Genomic DNA, 16,036 nt, shown 5'->3' on the forward strand with positions numbered 1-16,036 from the left:
TTTTAACCATTAAAACGATGATCCCAGTGCAAATTCGAAAGATGATGTTTCATCCCCTGGTTCATCATCAAGGGGTTGTGCAAAGAATAGTTGAAGTGGACCAAATGGAGAGTTCCATTCAAAAAGTGCACCCATACTAGATCTCTTAATTGTTGAAAAACTATTTTCTCCTATCATCCCATAATCATAAAATACACCCCATCTCATAGATGAACCAACTAATGGGAAACTTAACTCTAAAGAGTTAGCAAACATTCTTTTATAAGGATCATCAATAGCAGGATCATCAGGTCCAAAAGCATAAGATTCAAATCCTCTTAATGATTTTGTTCCACCTAAATATAAAGAGTCCCCTTGATTTATTTTCCCATTATCAATTAAGAAATTTACTTGTGCTCTATATCTTAAAATCCAGTCTAAATCATATAAAGTATTTAAAGAGTAAAAGTATTTGAAATATGCATTTGTTTTTACAAATTTTGAATCTCCACCAACCCCTGCATACTCAACAGAAGTTCCAACTTTCATACCTGATCTTGGAACAAGATAATCATCCGTATTATCATAATTAACATATGGGATTAATGAACTTTGAACATAATCTTGATTCTCTGCTTTTTTCTTTGTATATGTTGAAATATATTCATAATCCTCTTTAATAAAATCAAGTTTATACTTTAATCCACCATAAAGGTTTCTTATAATCTCTCTTCCCACACCAATTGTAAAACCTTTTGTAGTTTTATCCATATCATAATAATCTTTTGTACTATACTCTTGATCTCTATTATAAAGATCAAAAGAACCCGTATATTTACTATCTGCAATTGCTGGGTTTACTATAGATACTGTATACTCAGATTCTTTAGAAGAGAGGTCAACAGATAGTGCAGTTGAGATTCCCGAACCAAAAAGATTTCTTTCATTAATAGCAGCATTAATCATTACTTTATCGTAAGATCCATATCCACCACCAAGAATAATATTTCCTGTTGGCGCTTCTTTGATTTTTACAACTAAATCCATTTTATCTTCAGAGACTCTTTTTTGTTCTATTGTAACATCATCAAAATAACCTGTACGTTTTAATTTATTTTTTGATTCTTTAAAATCTGTTTGAGAAAAGAGATCTCCTGGAGCTAAGTAGACATTTCTTCTAATAACTCTGTCTAAAGTTCTACTATTTCCTGTGATTTTAACATCTCTTATATATACTTTCTGTCCAGGAATAACATTTAAAACTAAATCAACAATTCCCTCTTTTTCATCTTTTTTAATATCTTGTGTTACTTGAGCAAATGCATACCCTTGGTCAGCAATCTTAGTTTTAATAAAATCAATATCATCTCTCATTCTTTTAATATTAAATACTCGACCCTCTTTTAGTTTCATTTCCTCTTTTAGCTCACTTGCTTTTGCCAATTCTGGATCTACATAAATTGTTACACTTTTAAGATTATATTGTATTCCTTCATCAATATAAAAATCTAAATCTGCTTGATCTGAAGCAAAATCCACTTGCACAAAAGGATCTTCTACTTTTGCATCTAAATATCCATGTTCAAAATATAATTCTTGAATTCTTTTTCCATCATATTCTAACTGTTCACTATTTAACTCTCCACCATTTTGAGTAATAAACCATGAAGCAAACTCCTCTTCTTTGTTTGCAGTAACCTCTTCAAAATCACTTTGTTCTAAATTTTTAGCACCAAAATAGTTAGCTTTTTTTATAATAATTTCATCACCTTTATTTACATTAAAGGTAATTGCCAATGCATCTTCATTTAATTTTTCAATTTCAACTTCTACAACTGAGTTAATATAACCATCAGCCTCTAATTTTTTAAGAAGAGCCTCTTTTGCACTTTTAATTTTTTGAGTAGAGTACATCATACCCTTTTTTATATTTATCTCTTTTTTTAACTCTTCTTTATCGTCTTCTCTTGATTTATATCCTGTTATCTCAACATTTGCAATGGAAGGTTTCTCTTTAAAAAGGAATTTTAAAACGCCATTCTCTTGTGTTACAGTAATATCCTCAAAATATCCATAGTCATAAAAATCTTTAATTGCTTTATTGATTTTTTCAGTGCTAATATCTTCATTTGCACTTATACTAATTGTCTCTTTCGCAAGAGTTGTAGACATCTTTGTTAAATTAATAAACTCTATAGACTTTATTGTATCTGCATTAAGCAAACTTGCCAATGTAATCGATAATAAGATACTCTTTCTTTTCACAGTTATCCTTATACTCTTTATTTCAAGGCTAAAATATATCTAAATAAACTTTATAGGATGGTTAAGATATAATCACCTTTTTAAAATAAAATTATAAAGGCAAAAAATTGAATATAGGTATAATAGGACTCGGTTTGATGGGTGGGTCTCTAGCAAAAGCACTAAAAAAATACTCTTTAGCTAAAAAAATCTATGGATATGCAAGAAGTGAAAAATCAAAAAATGAGATTATAGAATTGAATTTAGTCGATGAATTAACAGATATTGATACAATGAAAAAAAATTGTGATTTAATTATTTTAGCTATTCCTGTTGATAATATAATATCTATTTTGCCAGAATTTTTAGATATTAATAAAAATACAACAATTATGGATTTAGGTTCAACAAAAGAGTTTATTATTAAAAGTGTTCCATCAACAATCAGAAAAAATTTTATTGCTGCACACCCTATGACTGGAACTGAAAAGTCAGGTCCTAAAGCAGCAATTGATAATTTATATGAAGGGAATACGGTTGTTTTATGTAATCTAGAAGATAATGACAATCTCCATGTAAATAGAGCATTTAGACTTTTTCAAGAGATTGGGATGAGAATAGTAGTAATGGATGCAAATGAACATGATATTCATGCCTGTTATATGTCTCATCTTCCCCATGCAATATCTTTTTCATTGGCTAATACAGTAATGAACCATGAAGATCCAAAATCTATTTTAGCTTTAGCAGCAGGTGGATTTAAAGATATGAGTAGGGTAGCTAAATCAAGCCCAAATATGTGGACTGACATTTTTAAACAAAATAGAAAAAATCTTTTAAAAGCTATTGACCAATTTGAAAGCCATATGAAAGAAGTTAGAGAAATGGTCCAAAATGAAGATTATGAAGATTTAAAAATGTGGATGGCAAAAGCCAATAGCTTACATGAGATACTTTAAAGTATCTCAACACTCTGTATTGCTTCTTGAAGTTTTATAGCTTGATAATGCTCTTTTACATCATGACATCTAATAATTGAAGCCCCATTTTTAATTGACTCCAAATGAATAGCTAAAGTTCCTGGAAGTCTATCTTCAATAGAAGAGGGGACAACCATATTAATCATAGATTTTCTACTTGCACCAATTAATAGTTCATAACCAAAATGTTTAAAATGTTCAAGATTTTTTAGAAGTAATAAATTATGCTCTAAAGTTTTACCAAAACCAATGCCAACATCTAAAACAATATTTTCAATACCAAAACCTTTTGCTTTTGCAACTCTATTTTCAAAAAATTCATCAATATCAAGAATTACATTTTCATAAAAGGGATCTTTTTGCATATTTGTTGGGTCTTTTTGCATATGCATAATAACAACTTGTGCCTTGTATGAAGCAGAGAGTTTACAAACTTCATCATTTTCAAGACCTGTTATATCATTTACAATTTTAAAACCTCTATCTAATGCATATTTTAAAACTTCTGGTTCATAAGAATCAAGAGAGAAGTCTACTTTTTCATAGAGTTTTTGCTCAAAAATTAGATCCAAAATAGGTTTTAATCTTTCAAGTTCTTCTTTCCAAGGAACAGCAATACTTCCTGGTCTACTTGAAACTCCACCCAAATCAATAATATCAGCTCCATCTTCAATCATCTGTTCCATTTTTGAAATTGCATTTGAACCTTGAAATCTACTTTTTTCAAAAAAAGAGTCATCATTAGCATTAACTATACCCATGATTTTTGTTTTAAACTCTTTTTGATTTATAAATGTTTTTAAGTAATGTGCCAAATTTTTAAGTCCAAAAGGCTGAGCTAACTCTTTTTTACTTAAAATTTCAAAATGTTTTGTAGTTCCTATTAACAAAGCATCAAAATATTTTTCACTTGCAATTACAACACCATTTGGAACAGCTAAATCTGCACCAATAGACAGAGCATCTTGTTTTAAAATATTTGCAGCACCAACATGTAAGTCTTTTATATAAAGAGTATGAAGTTCACTCTTTTTTGATAAAATATTAACTCCACCCTTATCGCAACCAAGTTTTTCAAGGAAAGAGCTAATATTTTTATTCTTTACTTTAAAAACTCTCATTTAAACTCTTTTGTTTCTATTTAATAACATAAGTAAAAGAGAGGTAAGTACATTTATTGGTCTAGAGTTCAATTCTAAAAGTTTAATAGATTTTGAAAAAAGCTCCAACTCTTTTTGATTCAATTCAATTTTTTTTGAACTCACTTTATAAAGTATTGCTTCAATTATCGTTCTAGCTTCATCTTTAGTAATTCTTTGACTATCTTTTAGAAAAAGATAAACCTCTTTTAAATCCAATTTATCAACATCTAAAGTTATCTCTTCTCTTTTTGATACAGTTTTATAATATTTATGAGGAATTCTTGAAAAAATTGTTGGTAAAATAGACGATTTTGAACTTGTGATTATAATAAAAACTATATTTTTAGGAGGCTCTTCAAAAACTTTTAAAAGAGCATTTTGAGCTTCATTTCTAAAACTTCTACCAACTAAAATCAAATATTTTTTTTCATTTGAAGAGATATATGCCTCTTTTATAGCTGCATGGGCTTGAGCAATTTGAAATTCATCTTTTTGATCATTTTTTATAACTCTTATATTATGTTTTGAATAAAAAGGTAAAAGAGTATTTAATGCCTCTTCCACATCATTTACTATAAGTATTTGTGCTGTTTCAATCTTTTTATCTATAAACATATAAAAAAGAATCCAAACTAGTGTTCAACATTGATCTCTGCAAAAAGTGCAGCACTCAAAGTTTTATCATAAAGTCTAAACATTTGCAGAAGTTTCATATCTAAAGCTTCATCACTTGTTTTTAGATTAAATGCATCTTGAATCTCTTCATCAAAAATCCAAAGAAAAGAGTTTTTACTAAATTTTGGCAAAGTTGCTCTAACATCGTTACTTTTCCCAATATACCAAAAACAGTATCCATTAGGAAAAGAGATATTTAACATATCTTTTATAAATGAAATATCATCTTCTGTTTTTAAGTCATCCAAATCTTTATAGAATGACTTAAAATTATAAAAAGGCAAAAAAGGTCTATTTTGCTTGCTTGAGTTTAAATTAGTCAATATATATTTTAAAAACCAGTCTCTTTCACTATCTGTTATTATAAGTACAGAACAACTTCTTTCAAAAATATTTACTATTGACTTAGATACTAAAGGCACCCATTCATATTTTTTCTCTTCTAACCAAGGAGAGATTAATCTATCTTCTCTTATTGTATCAACGGTCCAATTTAAAAACTCTTGCACTATAAAAACCTATTTATCTAAATGATATGCTTCATGTAGTGCTCTAACAGCCAACTCAGCATATTTTTCTTCAATAATCATTGATATTTTTATTTCACTTGTTGAAATTATTCTTATATTTATATTCTCATTCGCTAATGCACTAAATGCTTTTGAAGCAACACCTGTGTGAGATTTCATACCAACACCTACAATTGATACTTTACAGATAGTATCATTGTAATCAATTTTTTCAGCTTCTGCTTTAAATTGAGACATAACTTTTTTACAAATCTCTAAGTCAGTTCTTGGAATTGTAAAATCCATATCAGTTTTACCATCTGCACCTCTTGTTTGTACTATCATATCAACATTAATATTAGCATCTGCAAGTGCAGTAAAAATAGTCGATGCAATACCTGGTCTATCTATAACCCCATACATACCAACTCTAATTTGATTTTTATCCAATGCAATACCACTTACAACTGGTTTTTCCATAATGTTCTCTTCCTTAGTTATTAATGTACCTTCAACTTCTGGCGTAAAGCTGCTTCTTGATACTAAATTTACATTTAATTTTTTCGCCATCTCTACAGATCTATTTTGTAATACTTTTGCTCCCAATGAAGCTAGTTCTAGCATTTCATCATAAGAGATTTTATCCAACTTTTTAGCTTTTGGTTCAATTCTAGGATCTGTCGTGTAAATACCATCAACATCAGTATATATTTCACAAACATCAGCTTCAATTGCACCTGCAATTGCTACAGCAGTTAAATCAGAACCACCTCTACCTAAAGTAGATACTCTTTTTGTATCAATTGTAACACCTTGAAACCCTGCAACAATTACAATCTTGCCATCTTTTATAGCATTTTTCATATTTGTTGTGTCAATCTCTTCAATTCTTGCTTTTGTATGAGAACTATCTGTAAAAATACCAGCTTCTCTCCCACTCATTGAAGTAGTTTTATAACCTTGTTCATTTAATGCAATAGATAATAAAGCAGAGGTAACTCGCTCACCTGAGCTTAATAACATATCAACTTCACTTGGTTCTGGACTTTTTGAGTAATACTCTGCGTATTCAATCAATTTATTAGTCTCACCACTCATTGCAGAAACAACTGCAATTATATCGTGACCTTCATCTTTAATTTTTTTAATGATGTTTGCAACATTTTGTATTCTATCAAGTGTTCCTACACTTGTACCGCCAAATTTTAAAACTTTTAACATTTTCTATATGTAACCCTCTTTTTTAAAATATTTTAACACTTGCTTATAAACTGTTCTTTTAAAGAACGTAATATAATCATATATCTTGTTAGTTGGCACAAATTTATACTCACTGAACTCTGGAATCTCAGTATTTATATTAATTTTTGCACCTTTTTTTAATTTAACCAAATAATATTTTTGTATTTGTCCATCATATGGATACATTTTTTTAGCAATTGCTGCAGGAAAATCATAACTTACCCATTCAGGGTATTCAGCTACTATTTCAATAGCTCTTGTTCCTATTTCCTCTTCAAGTTCCCTAAATAACGCTTGTTTAGAGTTTTCTCCTTTATCAATTCCTCCTTGTGGAAACTGCCAAGCATTTTCAACATCTGTTCTAGAGGCGATAAAAATTTCACATTTTTCAGGATATTTAGCTGATAACACAATTGCTGCAACATTTGGTCTATAGTTCTTTTTCTCTTTTGTAATTTCTTCGTTTTCTTTATCAGTCATAAATAAATTTTCCCTTATAATTAGCCTGAAATTATAATAAAACTAGGATTAAAAATTGCTTTTATATATACATATTCCTTTTTGCGATAGTAAATGTCATTACTGTGCATTCAACTCCTATACAGACAGGTTTCACCTGAAAAAAGAGTATATGAGAGCTTTGGAAAAACAACTAAAAAATGATTTAAAAAATATTGACAAAAAAATTGAGACACTCTTTATTGGTGGTGGAACTCCAAGCACAATTAGGTATGAAGAGTATACAGAGATATTTAAAATAATAAAACCATATATAATAGATGATTGTGAAATAACAAGTGAATGTAATCCAAACTCTGCATCAAAAACTTGGCTTGAAGGGATGAAGAGTTTAGGAGTAAATAGAATCAGTTTTGGAGTACAAAGTTTTAATGATGAAAAACTTAAAAAGTTAAATCGTGCTCATAATGCAAAAGGAGCACTAAGTGCTATACAAAATGCCATTTGTATAGGTTTTAATAGTATTAACTGTGATATAATATACGGTGTACAAAATGATAGTTTTGAACTTATAAAAGAGGATTTTGACACTCTTTTTAAACTAAAAATTGAACATATAAGTGCCTACTCATTAACCCTTGAAGAGGGAACAAAATTCTACAATAAATCTGAGATTAAAATTGATGATGAAGAGTTATCATATAAAATTTTTGATTATTTGAAAGAAAATGGTTTTACACAATATGAAATTTCAAATTTTGCAAGAGAAAAAGATTACGAATCAAAACATAACTATGGCTATTGGCAACATAAAAACTACCTTGGAATTGGTGCAGGAGCAGTTGGATGTTTAAACAATTATAGATATTATCCTAAAAAAGGAATTGAAGAGTATATAAAAAATCCTTTAGATTATGAGATTGAAGAGTTATCTAACGAAGATATAGTAGTAGAAAAAGTTCTTTTAGGGCTTAGATGTAGTAATGGTTTTGATAAAAACATACTTAATGAGAAGCAACTAAAAAGATTAATAGAACTACTTGAAGAGGACAAATTAAAAGAGATAAGTGGACAAATTTATAATAAAAACTTCTTATTAGCTGATGAATTAGCTCTTTATATATTAGAGTAATCATTTTTTAACTATAATACAAAATTTTTAAAAGGTATAAAATAGATGACAATAAAAGAGATAGTAAAAAAAGAGTCTCAAAAACTAAAGTACATAACTCATATTCCTGCAAAAGAGGTTGAAATTCTCATTTGCCATCTTTTAGATAAAAACAATATCTGGCTTCATATAAACTACAATATTGAATTTACAAAAGAGAAAGAACTAGAAAAACTAGTTAATAAAAGAGCCACAGATTATCCTTTGGAATATATCATAAATAAAGCTTCCTTTTATGGGGAAACATTTATAGTAGAAGAGGGTGTTTTAATACCAAGACCTGAAACAGAACTCTTAGTTGAAAAAGCAGTTGATATTTTGCAAAAGAGAGACACTACAACTAAAGTTGTTGAAATAGGTGTTGGAAGTGGTATTATCTCAGTTATGCTTGCTCTATTAATAAAAGATATAAAAATAATTGCAGTTGATATAAATGAAAAAGCAATTGAATTAGCAAAAAAGAATGCAAAAAAGTTTAATGTAGAAGATAAAATTGAGTTTAGACTTAGTAATCTATATGAAGAAGTTTTAGAAACAGATATATTTATGACCATATCGAACCCTCCATATATTGCAAATAACTATAAATTACCTAAAAATGTAAAATATGAACCTTCAAATGCACTTTTTGGAGGAGAAATAGGGGATGAACTTTTAAAAAAGATTATAGAAAACAGTTACAATAAAGAGATTACATACCTATTATGTGAAATGGGATATGATCAAAAAGAGCCTTTGGAAAAAGTTTTAAATACTCTAAATATAAAAGAGTATGAGTTTTATAAAGATTATGAAAATTTTGACAGAGGTTTTGTTGCAAAATTAAAATAGAAACAAGGAGAATAAAATATGTTTAATGAATTTAATTTAGAAAATTTTGAAAATAGTAAAATAGAGTTAGAGACTCTTTTAAATAGTAGTAGAAAAAAGATTGATGAGCTTTTAGTAATTGAAGAAAAAAGCTATGAAAATTTTGTTAAGCCTTATCAAGAAATAGGGGAGAGCATAAATGAATTTATTACTCCTATCTTTCATATTGATTCAGTTAAGAACTCAGAAATAACTCAAAAAGTTTATGAAGATTGCCTTCCTTTAATCTCAGATTATGAAACTGAGATTTCTCAAAATGATAATATTTATACCTCTTTAAAAGATATACAAGATAAGAGTTATACATCATTAAATGATATACAAAAAAAAGTTCTTGAAAATGAGATAAGAGACTTCAAATTAAGTGGTTGTCATTTAGATAATAATAAAAAATCTAGACTTAAAGAGTTGAACTTAAGACTAAGTGAACTCTCACATAAGTTCTCACAAAACTTACTAAATGCAACAAACTCTTATGAGATGATTATAGAAGATTTTGAAGATGTAAAAGAGATTCCACAGTCAGATTTAGAACTTGCAAAGTTTGAAGAAGAGGGGAAAACAAAATATAAATTTACACTTCAAATGCCATCATATATTGCATATATTACTTATGGAACAAATAGAAAAAAAAGAGAAGAAATATACAAAGCTTATACAACAAGAGCACCCGAAAATGGAAAATTGATTGAAGAGATTTTAAAATTAAAAGATGAAGAAGTAAAGATTCTTGGGTTTGATAATTACGCATCATATTCATTGGCAACTAAAATGGCAAATAGTGAAGAAGAGGTTGTCTATTTTTTAGAAGAGTTAGCAAAAAAAGGTGAACATAGAGCTTTAGAAGAGATTGAAGAGATAAAAGAGTTTGCTAAAAAAGATGGAATAAATGATATTAAAAGCTATGATTTATCATATTATAGTGAGAAACTTAAAAAAGCCAAATATGATTTAGATGAAGAGTATTACAGACCATTTTTAGAACAAAACTCTGTCTTAAATGGCTTTTTTAACTTCTTATATGAAGTTTTTAATATCAAATTTACTCAGACAAATGCAAAAACTTGGGATGATAAAGTAAAAGTATTTAATATTAGTGAAGATGATAAAATCATTGCAAGAATATATATTGATTTAGAGGCAAGAAGCGACAAAAGAGGGGGTGCTTGGATGAATAATTGGCACTCATATTATATTGATAAAAATGGTAAAGAGCAACTTCCCACTGCATATATTGTATGTAATTTTCCTCCTTCAACACAAAACACTGTTTCTCTTTTACGACACTCTGATGTAGTTACACTATTCCATGAAATGGGTCACGCTTTACATCACTTATTAAGTAATGTATCAGAACCATTTGTAAGTGGTATCTCTGGAGTTGCTTGGGATGTAGTAGAGTTTCCATCACAATTTTTAGAATACTTTGCATACGATAAAGAGGTTCTAAAACTGTTTTCAAAACACTATAAAACAGCTGAAGTTCTTAGTGATGAAGCTATTGATAGAATTATTGCAGCAAAAAATTTCCAGTCATCATTATCAATGTTAAGACAAGTAGAATTTGCACTGTTTGATTTTATGCTACATCAAAAATTATACACAAATGAAGATGAAATACAAAAACTTCTAGATGGTATTAGAGAAAAATATTCAGTTATAAAACCTCCAAAATATAATAAATTTCAAAATGGTTTTTCTCATATTTTTGCAGGTGGTTATGCTGCTGGATACTATTCTTATAAATGGGCAGAAGTTTTAAGTGCAGATGCATTTTATATGTTTATTGATTCAGGTAAAGTATTAAATAGAGAACTTGCAGTTAAATATAAAAATATTGTCTTAAAAAATGGTGGTTCTAAAAATATGGATGAATTATTTTTTGAATTTGCCAATAGAAAGCCAAGTGTTGACTCTTTATTAAAAATTGATGGAATTATTAGCTAACTTTTGTAATAATTATGACCATAATAAATATGTACAGATTATAAGGAATTGATTCATGACAAATGCTGAAACAATAGCAAAACTAAATGAAGCACTAGAAAAATTGATTGTTGGATATGAAGAGTTACAAAACTCATACGATGCATTACAAAATGATAATAGTAAATTAAGAGGTGAGATTTCTAACTTAAAAGAGAAAATCACTTTATTGGAGAAAGATAAAAGATCTTTAGAGGATAATGTAAATACTCTTCAAGATAGTACAGAAAAAGACTCATCAAATATCACTTCAATGCTTAGTAAAATAGAAGGTCTTCTAAGTAAGAAAAATCACCCTGCCGCACCAAATTATGCAAAAGCACCAAATCAACCACAACAAACAACTATTGTGGAAAAAGCTCCTGAACCTAAAAAAAATGCAAGGGATAGTTTTGGAGAGATCGTTGTTGATAATAAAGAAGAGGGAGGATCAAACTCTTCTGAAAATAAAATAGATTTAAATAGAATGGCCTCTTTATTAAATGGCTTCAATAATTAATATATGGTTCTACTTTTAAATAAAACTTCATTATATAGTACTTTTGGAGTTGATAATTTTGAATCTCTAGATTTAGTCATTACTTCAATGGCTCCTTCTATGGTTGAGTACTATCTCTCGGACCTTTCAAATGGGACAGATGATGCTTATTTAAATAAAAAAAATATTCAAAATAGCATCAATATTGGAGAGTATTCAATCTATCTAGACTATGATGAAGAGATTTATCTAGAGATTGAAGACAGTTCAATTAATGATAATGAAACAGGTTCTCTTTGGTAATCTAATCTATTAAATTAGTAGTTGCTTTTAATCTCTCTTTATCAAAATGGGTATAAATTCTGCTAGTATTGATATCTGCATGACCTAATGCTTCTTGAACAAGAATTAAATCATGATGTTTTTGATAAAGTAGGGTAGCAAATGAGTGTCTTAGCATATGTGCTCCATTTTTCTCTTTTCTAATCCCTGCACTAATCAATATATTTTCAACAATTCTACTTACATAAGCTTGGGTTAATCTACTCCCTTTTTTATTGCAAACTAACAAATCATCATTACATACACGAATACTTAGCCAATTTTGTAGATCATTTTCTATAATTTTAGCTTTTATCATAACAACTCTTGGTTTGTTTCCTTTTCCTCTTACTTGTAAAATATAAACATCATCCTCTTTAAATATATCTCTAATTCTAAGATTTAACATCTCAGATACCCTAATTCCTGTATAGATTATAATTTTTAGAATAAGTCTATTTCTATATGAGGTTTCAATAGAAAACTCAAAACTCTCAATTGCTTCAAGAAATCTATTTATCTCCTCTTTATTCATAAAAGCAGGCAGTTTTGTACCAGATTTTCCTCTTAGTCCTCCCCAGTTTTTAAGTTCAATTTTAAAAAGATAAGAGTTTCCATCTGAAGTTTCATTTTGTTTATCTATATATGAGAAAAATGAAAGCAGGGCGATTCTGTGATTCTTTTTTGAAGCATCAGATAAACCACTTGTGGTACTTGCTAAAAAATCACTAAGTAACTCCTCATCAATCTCTTTCATTGATTTTAATCCTAAATTTGTAAGAAATTCATATAATTTTAATAAAGGATTAAAATAGGTATTGATTCCTGCTAATCCAATATTTCTAGCATTTTTAACAATAATAGACAACTCATCTATAGATTTTGTACCTTTTACTAAACTTTGTATTATTGCTGCAAGAGAGTTTTTATCTACAACATTTGAGTTTGATAGTGTAGTTAATTTATTTCTAACAAATCTCTCTATCCAAAAAAGAAGAGTTTTATCATAACTTTCATAGAAGTCTAAATCATATCTCATTTATAAACCTTTTAATATATTTGTTTAATTCTAGCATAATTTTAATATATTAGTATTGAAAACCATAATTTTCAAACTATTATGGCAAAGAGTACCTTAAAAAGGGATTACTTAGAGTCGACTGCTCTTAGAATTGATACTTTTTCAGTAAATAATAAGCTTATATATTTTTTTATATTATACATGAATAAATTATATTATTTTTTTACTTATCGAAAGGTAAAAAATGATTAATTTTCATCTTAAATTCAATCCCTCATGCCCTATTGATGTATTTAACAATCCTTTATTAAACAATAATGAAAAAATCATATTTATAGTTATTCACAATATTATAGGCTCACAAGAAAAAAAATGTACATTAACAAATGAAGAAATATCTAGCGCAAGTAATACTTCTCTTAGAACTGTTATAAATGCTGTTTCTAAACTTTCACAATTAGAACTTATATGGATTGATGTTGATAGGAAAAGAATTGTTAATAATCCTAATGAAGCAGTAAGGCATATATACACAAACTACAAATACTATGTAGATAGATACAAAAAAGAGAAAAAAGCTATTATTCCTAAAGAGTTTAAATCTATACATCACTTTAGAAATTGGTGTAAAATTTGGGCTATTGGTTTTGAATGTACAATTACAAAGGCAGATGATACAAAAGTACCAATTAAAATCAATGATAAAGGTCTATTAGAAAACACAAAACTAAATAGAGCTTACTCCCCTACTACTGAAAAAGAAACTATTTATTACTTATGGGAACAGTTGTATAAAAATCACGAGACTATAACCAATTATATTAAAACTAAAAATAAGGAGCAGTAATGGACGTATTTTTAAGTTGTGGCGATGAAGTAGTAATCGTTACTACCCTACCCGCTAAGAAGTTTATAAAGAATGTATGTTACGAAAATGAAATTGTAACCGTAAAAGAACATAAATACAAAGGAAAAGGCGAAATTTGCAAAGATTTTGAAGTAAAAGACTACCCTCTTTCAAGTATTATTGGTGTTGGAAAAGCATTATTTTAAAAGGAGTAATAAAAATGAGTAACCCTACTTTACCTAAAAAGACACTAATCGTTAGAAGTAAACAGAAAGTAATTGTTTATGATTTTAATGCAAATGTGAAAACAGAAATAAGCTTAATTGATAAGAAGGACAAAAGATGCTCTTTGAATTAATTAAATTGGGTGTTGATGCCTTTTCAAGTTGGAACAGTAACAGAAGTGAGATAAAAAAAATCAAACTTGAAAATAAGAAGGAACTTGTACAACTAGACCATGAGTTAAAAGTTGCAAAAGCTCAAAGCCAAATAAGAATGGCAGAACAAGACCAAGCACAAACATATAATTTGGATATGCAAACAACTATTGACATGGCTAAAACCTATAAAGATGAGTTTATACTTATCATTTTTTATATACCTATGATTATGGCTTTTATAGGTTATCAAGATGAAGTTCTAAAAGCTTTTAAATCTCTTGATTTAATGCCCGATTGGTATATCTTAATAATTGTATTACTTGCAGTGTCAATCTCTGGAATGAGAGGACTATTCAAACAAGCTTTAGAGCTAATCGGCTCAAAATTTAATTTAAAGGGGAAATAATGAAAAAAGGTTATATAACAGAAAAAAGCTCAAAGATGAAAGATGAAAGATTAAAAGTTAATTATTTGGAAGTACATTTATACTTAAACGGTACATATAACCAAATAGAAGAGTATTATCTATCATTTTATGAAGAATTACCAAAATTTAGTATGTTTGATGATAGACCAAAAATCAAAGAAAAATTAGAAGAGGCTTTTAAAAATAAAAGATAAGTAAAAGGCTCATCTTACTTTTTGGCACTTTGTAAGATGAAATAAATTCTCCGTCAAAGAGATATATAACTCTAACATATATTTCTTAAAAGGAGAATTAATGGAACAATGTAAAAAGTGTCAAACTGACAAAAAAAACTTAAATGCAGATGGTATCTGCCCTGATTGTGAGGCAGATAATGACAACCTTGAAGCTCAAAACAATAACAATACTTCATTTAATGATGATAATAGCTCTAGCTCTTCCGATAATGACAATAATAATTCTAGTGATAATAGTGACAATCATGATGTTATTGAAGAGTTCATTGAACAAAATGAAGAAAAGCTTACTCAAACAATCCAAGATAGAGAAAAGAAAGCAAAGTATCAAAAGGCACAAGCTCAAAAAACAGAGACTACAAACAACACCAACGAAGATAAAAAGAGCGGTTTCTTTAACTCCTTGCTTGTTTTTTCTGTTGTTGCTGCCGTTGTAGTTTCTGTTGTTAGATGGTCGAAAAATAGGCACTCCGAAATGTCAGAAACTGACACAACAGAACAAGGAGCAGACAACAGACAACAGAACAAAGAACAGACAAAGGAAAGTGTACTATGGCAAAAATAGAACTATCAAGAGAAGAATTTCTTGAACTTTTAGAAACAAATCAAAAAACAATAAGTGACAATCACACAGTTAAAGAGATAGGAGAATATCTTATTGAAAAAGGTTTTACTAAAAAAAGTATTGGTAGCTTAAAAATGTCAAAACCAAATCTTTTTAAACTTGCTTTAGAAGGAGACAATGAAGAATCACAACCAAGAATAACAGATACTGGCGCAGAGAGTTTGGCAACTCAAATCATAAATAGTCTTGATGAAGCTAAAAAAGAGTTTCATGGAAATGGACTTAATAAATTGATTAAAACATGGTCTATTAATTCCGCCCAGGGGCTACTTGAAAAAGTACAACCTCAAAATATGCAAAAGGTGGGAATTATAGGTCATACGATTGTTATATCTGCCCTACTTTTAGATGTACTTTTCAAAGATATAAAAGAAGCTCCAAAGAAAGCTATTAACTTTATATTTCCAAAAAAACAACCTAAAAAAGAAGAAAAAAAGGCATAAA

At 28.5% G+C, this 16,036-nt stretch carries 20 protein-coding genes; 13 read left to right on the forward strand and 7 right to left on the reverse strand.

Annotated elements, in window-relative coordinates; all coding sequences use genetic code 11:
- Positions 1 to 9 precede the first annotated feature (9 nt).
- Positions 10 to 2,244, reverse strand: coding sequence for an outer membrane protein assembly factor BamA (bamA, locus tag AEBR_RS07745; RefSeq protein ID WP_129087888.1), 2,235 nt, complete (start codon positions 2,242 to 2,244; stop codon positions 10 to 12).
- A gap of 107 nt (positions 2,245 to 2,351) precedes the next feature.
- On the opposite strand from bamA, the gene AEBR_RS07750 reads away from it, so the two are divergent.
- On the forward strand, positions 2,352 to 3,182 hold the full coding sequence (locus tag AEBR_RS07750) for a prephenate dehydrogenase (protein ID WP_129087887.1): 831 nt from the start codon (positions 2,352 to 2,354) through the stop codon (positions 3,180 to 3,182).
- Here the strand turns inward: AEBR_RS07750 and folP are convergent.
- Genes folP through AEBR_RS07775 form a run of 5 tightly spaced genes read right to left on the reverse strand, consistent with a single transcriptional unit; the run spans position 3,179 to position 7,251 of the window.
- Positions 3,179 to 4,324, reverse strand: a complete 1,146-nt coding sequence (folP, locus tag AEBR_RS07755; RefSeq protein ID WP_129087886.1) for a dihydropteroate synthase — start codon at positions 4,322 to 4,324, stop codon at positions 3,179 to 3,181. The genes AEBR_RS07750 and folP overlap by 4 nt on opposite strands.
- Positions 4,325 to 4,960: a DNA polymerase III subunit delta' gene (locus AEBR_RS07760; protein WP_129087885.1), complete on the reverse strand. Its 636-nt coding sequence runs from the start codon at positions 4,958 to 4,960 to the stop codon at positions 4,325 to 4,327.
- A gap of 17 nt (positions 4,961 to 4,977) precedes the next feature.
- Positions 4,978 to 5,529, reverse strand: coding sequence for a HobA family DNA replication regulator (locus AEBR_RS07765; RefSeq protein ID WP_128978273.1), 552 nt, complete (start codon positions 5,527 to 5,529; stop codon positions 4,978 to 4,980).
- Between the two features lie 9 nt (positions 5,530 to 5,538).
- Positions 5,539 to 6,750 carry an aspartate kinase gene (locus tag AEBR_RS07770; protein ID WP_129087884.1) on the reverse strand — a complete coding sequence of 404 codons (1,212 nt, stop codon included), beginning with the start codon at positions 6,748 to 6,750 and terminating at the stop codon, positions 5,539 to 5,541.
- A 3-nt stretch (positions 6,751 to 6,753) separates the two neighbouring features.
- Complete coding sequence (locus AEBR_RS07775) at positions 6,754 to 7,251, reverse strand: RNA pyrophosphohydrolase (RefSeq protein ID WP_128978269.1); 498 nt, start codon at positions 7,249 to 7,251, stop codon at positions 6,754 to 6,756.
- 55 nt (positions 7,252 to 7,306) lie between these two features.
- Here AEBR_RS07775 and hemW point away from each other — a divergent pair, with 55 nt between their 5' ends.
- From hemW to AEBR_RS07800, 5 genes are read left to right on the forward strand one after another with little or no spacing between them, the layout of a single operon-like run.
- Entirely contained in the window at positions 7,307 to 8,362 is a 1,056-nt protein-coding gene (gene hemW / locus AEBR_RS07780) for a radical SAM family heme chaperone HemW (protein ID WP_129087883.1), read from the forward strand.
- Between the two features lie 45 nt (positions 8,363 to 8,407).
- Positions 8,408 to 9,232: a peptide chain release factor N(5)-glutamine methyltransferase gene (gene prmC, locus AEBR_RS07785; RefSeq protein WP_129087882.1), complete on the forward strand. Its 825-nt coding sequence runs from the start codon at positions 8,408 to 8,410 to the stop codon at positions 9,230 to 9,232.
- Between the two features lie 18 nt (positions 9,233 to 9,250).
- A complete protein-coding gene (locus tag AEBR_RS07790; RefSeq protein ID WP_129087881.1) occupies positions 9,251 to 11,218 on the forward strand; it encodes a M3 family metallopeptidase in 1,968 nt (655 codons plus the stop codon).
- 55 nt (positions 11,219 to 11,273) lie between these two features.
- Positions 11,274 to 11,756, forward strand: coding sequence for a coiled-coil domain-containing protein (locus tag AEBR_RS07795; protein ID WP_129087880.1), 483 nt, complete (start codon positions 11,274 to 11,276; stop codon positions 11,754 to 11,756).
- A gap of 3 nt (positions 11,757 to 11,759) precedes the next feature.
- A complete protein-coding gene (locus AEBR_RS07800; RefSeq protein ID WP_129087879.1) occupies positions 11,760 to 12,038 on the forward strand; it encodes a hypothetical protein in 279 nt (92 codons plus the stop codon).
- Position 12,039: 1 nt separating this feature from the next.
- Here the strand turns inward: AEBR_RS07800 and AEBR_RS07805 are convergent, their stop codons facing one another.
- Positions 12,040 to 13,095 carry a tyrosine-type recombinase/integrase gene (locus AEBR_RS07805; protein ID WP_129087878.1) on the reverse strand — a complete coding sequence of 352 codons (1,056 nt, stop codon included), beginning with the start codon at positions 13,093 to 13,095 and terminating at the stop codon, positions 12,040 to 12,042.
- A 226-nt stretch (positions 13,096 to 13,321) separates the two neighbouring features.
- On the opposite strand from AEBR_RS07805, the gene AEBR_RS07810 reads away from it, so the two are divergent.
- The 7 genes from AEBR_RS07810 to AEBR_RS07840 all read left to right on the forward strand — a co-directional run bounded on the left by AEBR_RS07810 (position 13,322) and on the right by AEBR_RS07840 (position 16,035).
- Positions 13,322 to 13,924: a helix-turn-helix domain-containing protein gene (locus AEBR_RS07810; protein ID WP_129087877.1), complete on the forward strand. Its 603-nt coding sequence runs from the start codon at positions 13,322 to 13,324 to the stop codon at positions 13,922 to 13,924.
- Positions 13,924 to 14,130: a hypothetical protein gene (locus AEBR_RS07815; RefSeq protein ID WP_129087876.1), complete on the forward strand. Its 207-nt coding sequence runs from the start codon at positions 13,924 to 13,926 to the stop codon at positions 14,128 to 14,130. The genes AEBR_RS07810 and AEBR_RS07815 overlap by 1 nt, the downstream gene beginning before the upstream one ends.
- A gap of 14 nt (positions 14,131 to 14,144) precedes the next feature.
- Positions 14,145 to 14,282: a hypothetical protein gene (locus AEBR_RS07820; protein ID WP_164969513.1), complete on the forward strand. Its 138-nt coding sequence runs from the start codon at positions 14,145 to 14,147 to the stop codon at positions 14,280 to 14,282.
- The gene (locus AEBR_RS07825; RefSeq protein WP_129087875.1) at positions 14,267 to 14,710 is read left to right on the forward strand and encodes a hypothetical protein; all 444 of its coding nucleotides are present in this window, start codon (positions 14,267 to 14,269) and stop codon (positions 14,708 to 14,710) included. Before AEBR_RS07820 ends, AEBR_RS07825 begins: the two co-directional genes overlap by 16 nt.
- The gene (locus AEBR_RS07830; protein ID WP_129087874.1) at positions 14,710 to 14,925 is read left to right on the forward strand and encodes a hypothetical protein; all 216 of its coding nucleotides are present in this window, start codon (positions 14,710 to 14,712) and stop codon (positions 14,923 to 14,925) included. The genes AEBR_RS07825 and AEBR_RS07830 overlap by 1 nt, the downstream gene beginning before the upstream one ends.
- 100 nt (positions 14,926 to 15,025) lie before the next feature.
- On the forward strand, positions 15,026 to 15,532 hold the full coding sequence (locus AEBR_RS07835) for a hypothetical protein (protein WP_129087873.1): 507 nt from the start codon (positions 15,026 to 15,028) through the stop codon (positions 15,530 to 15,532).
- Positions 15,520 to 16,035: a hypothetical protein gene (locus tag AEBR_RS07840; protein WP_129087872.1), complete on the forward strand. Its 516-nt coding sequence runs from the start codon at positions 15,520 to 15,522 to the stop codon at positions 16,033 to 16,035. Before AEBR_RS07835 ends, AEBR_RS07840 begins: the two co-directional genes overlap by 13 nt.
- The last annotated feature ends 1 nt before the right edge of the window (position 16,036 follow it).

The organism is Halarcobacter ebronensis, assembly GCF_013201825.1.
Taxonomy (GTDB): domain Bacteria; phylum Campylobacterota; class Campylobacteria; order Campylobacterales; family Arcobacteraceae; genus Halarcobacter; species Halarcobacter ebronensis.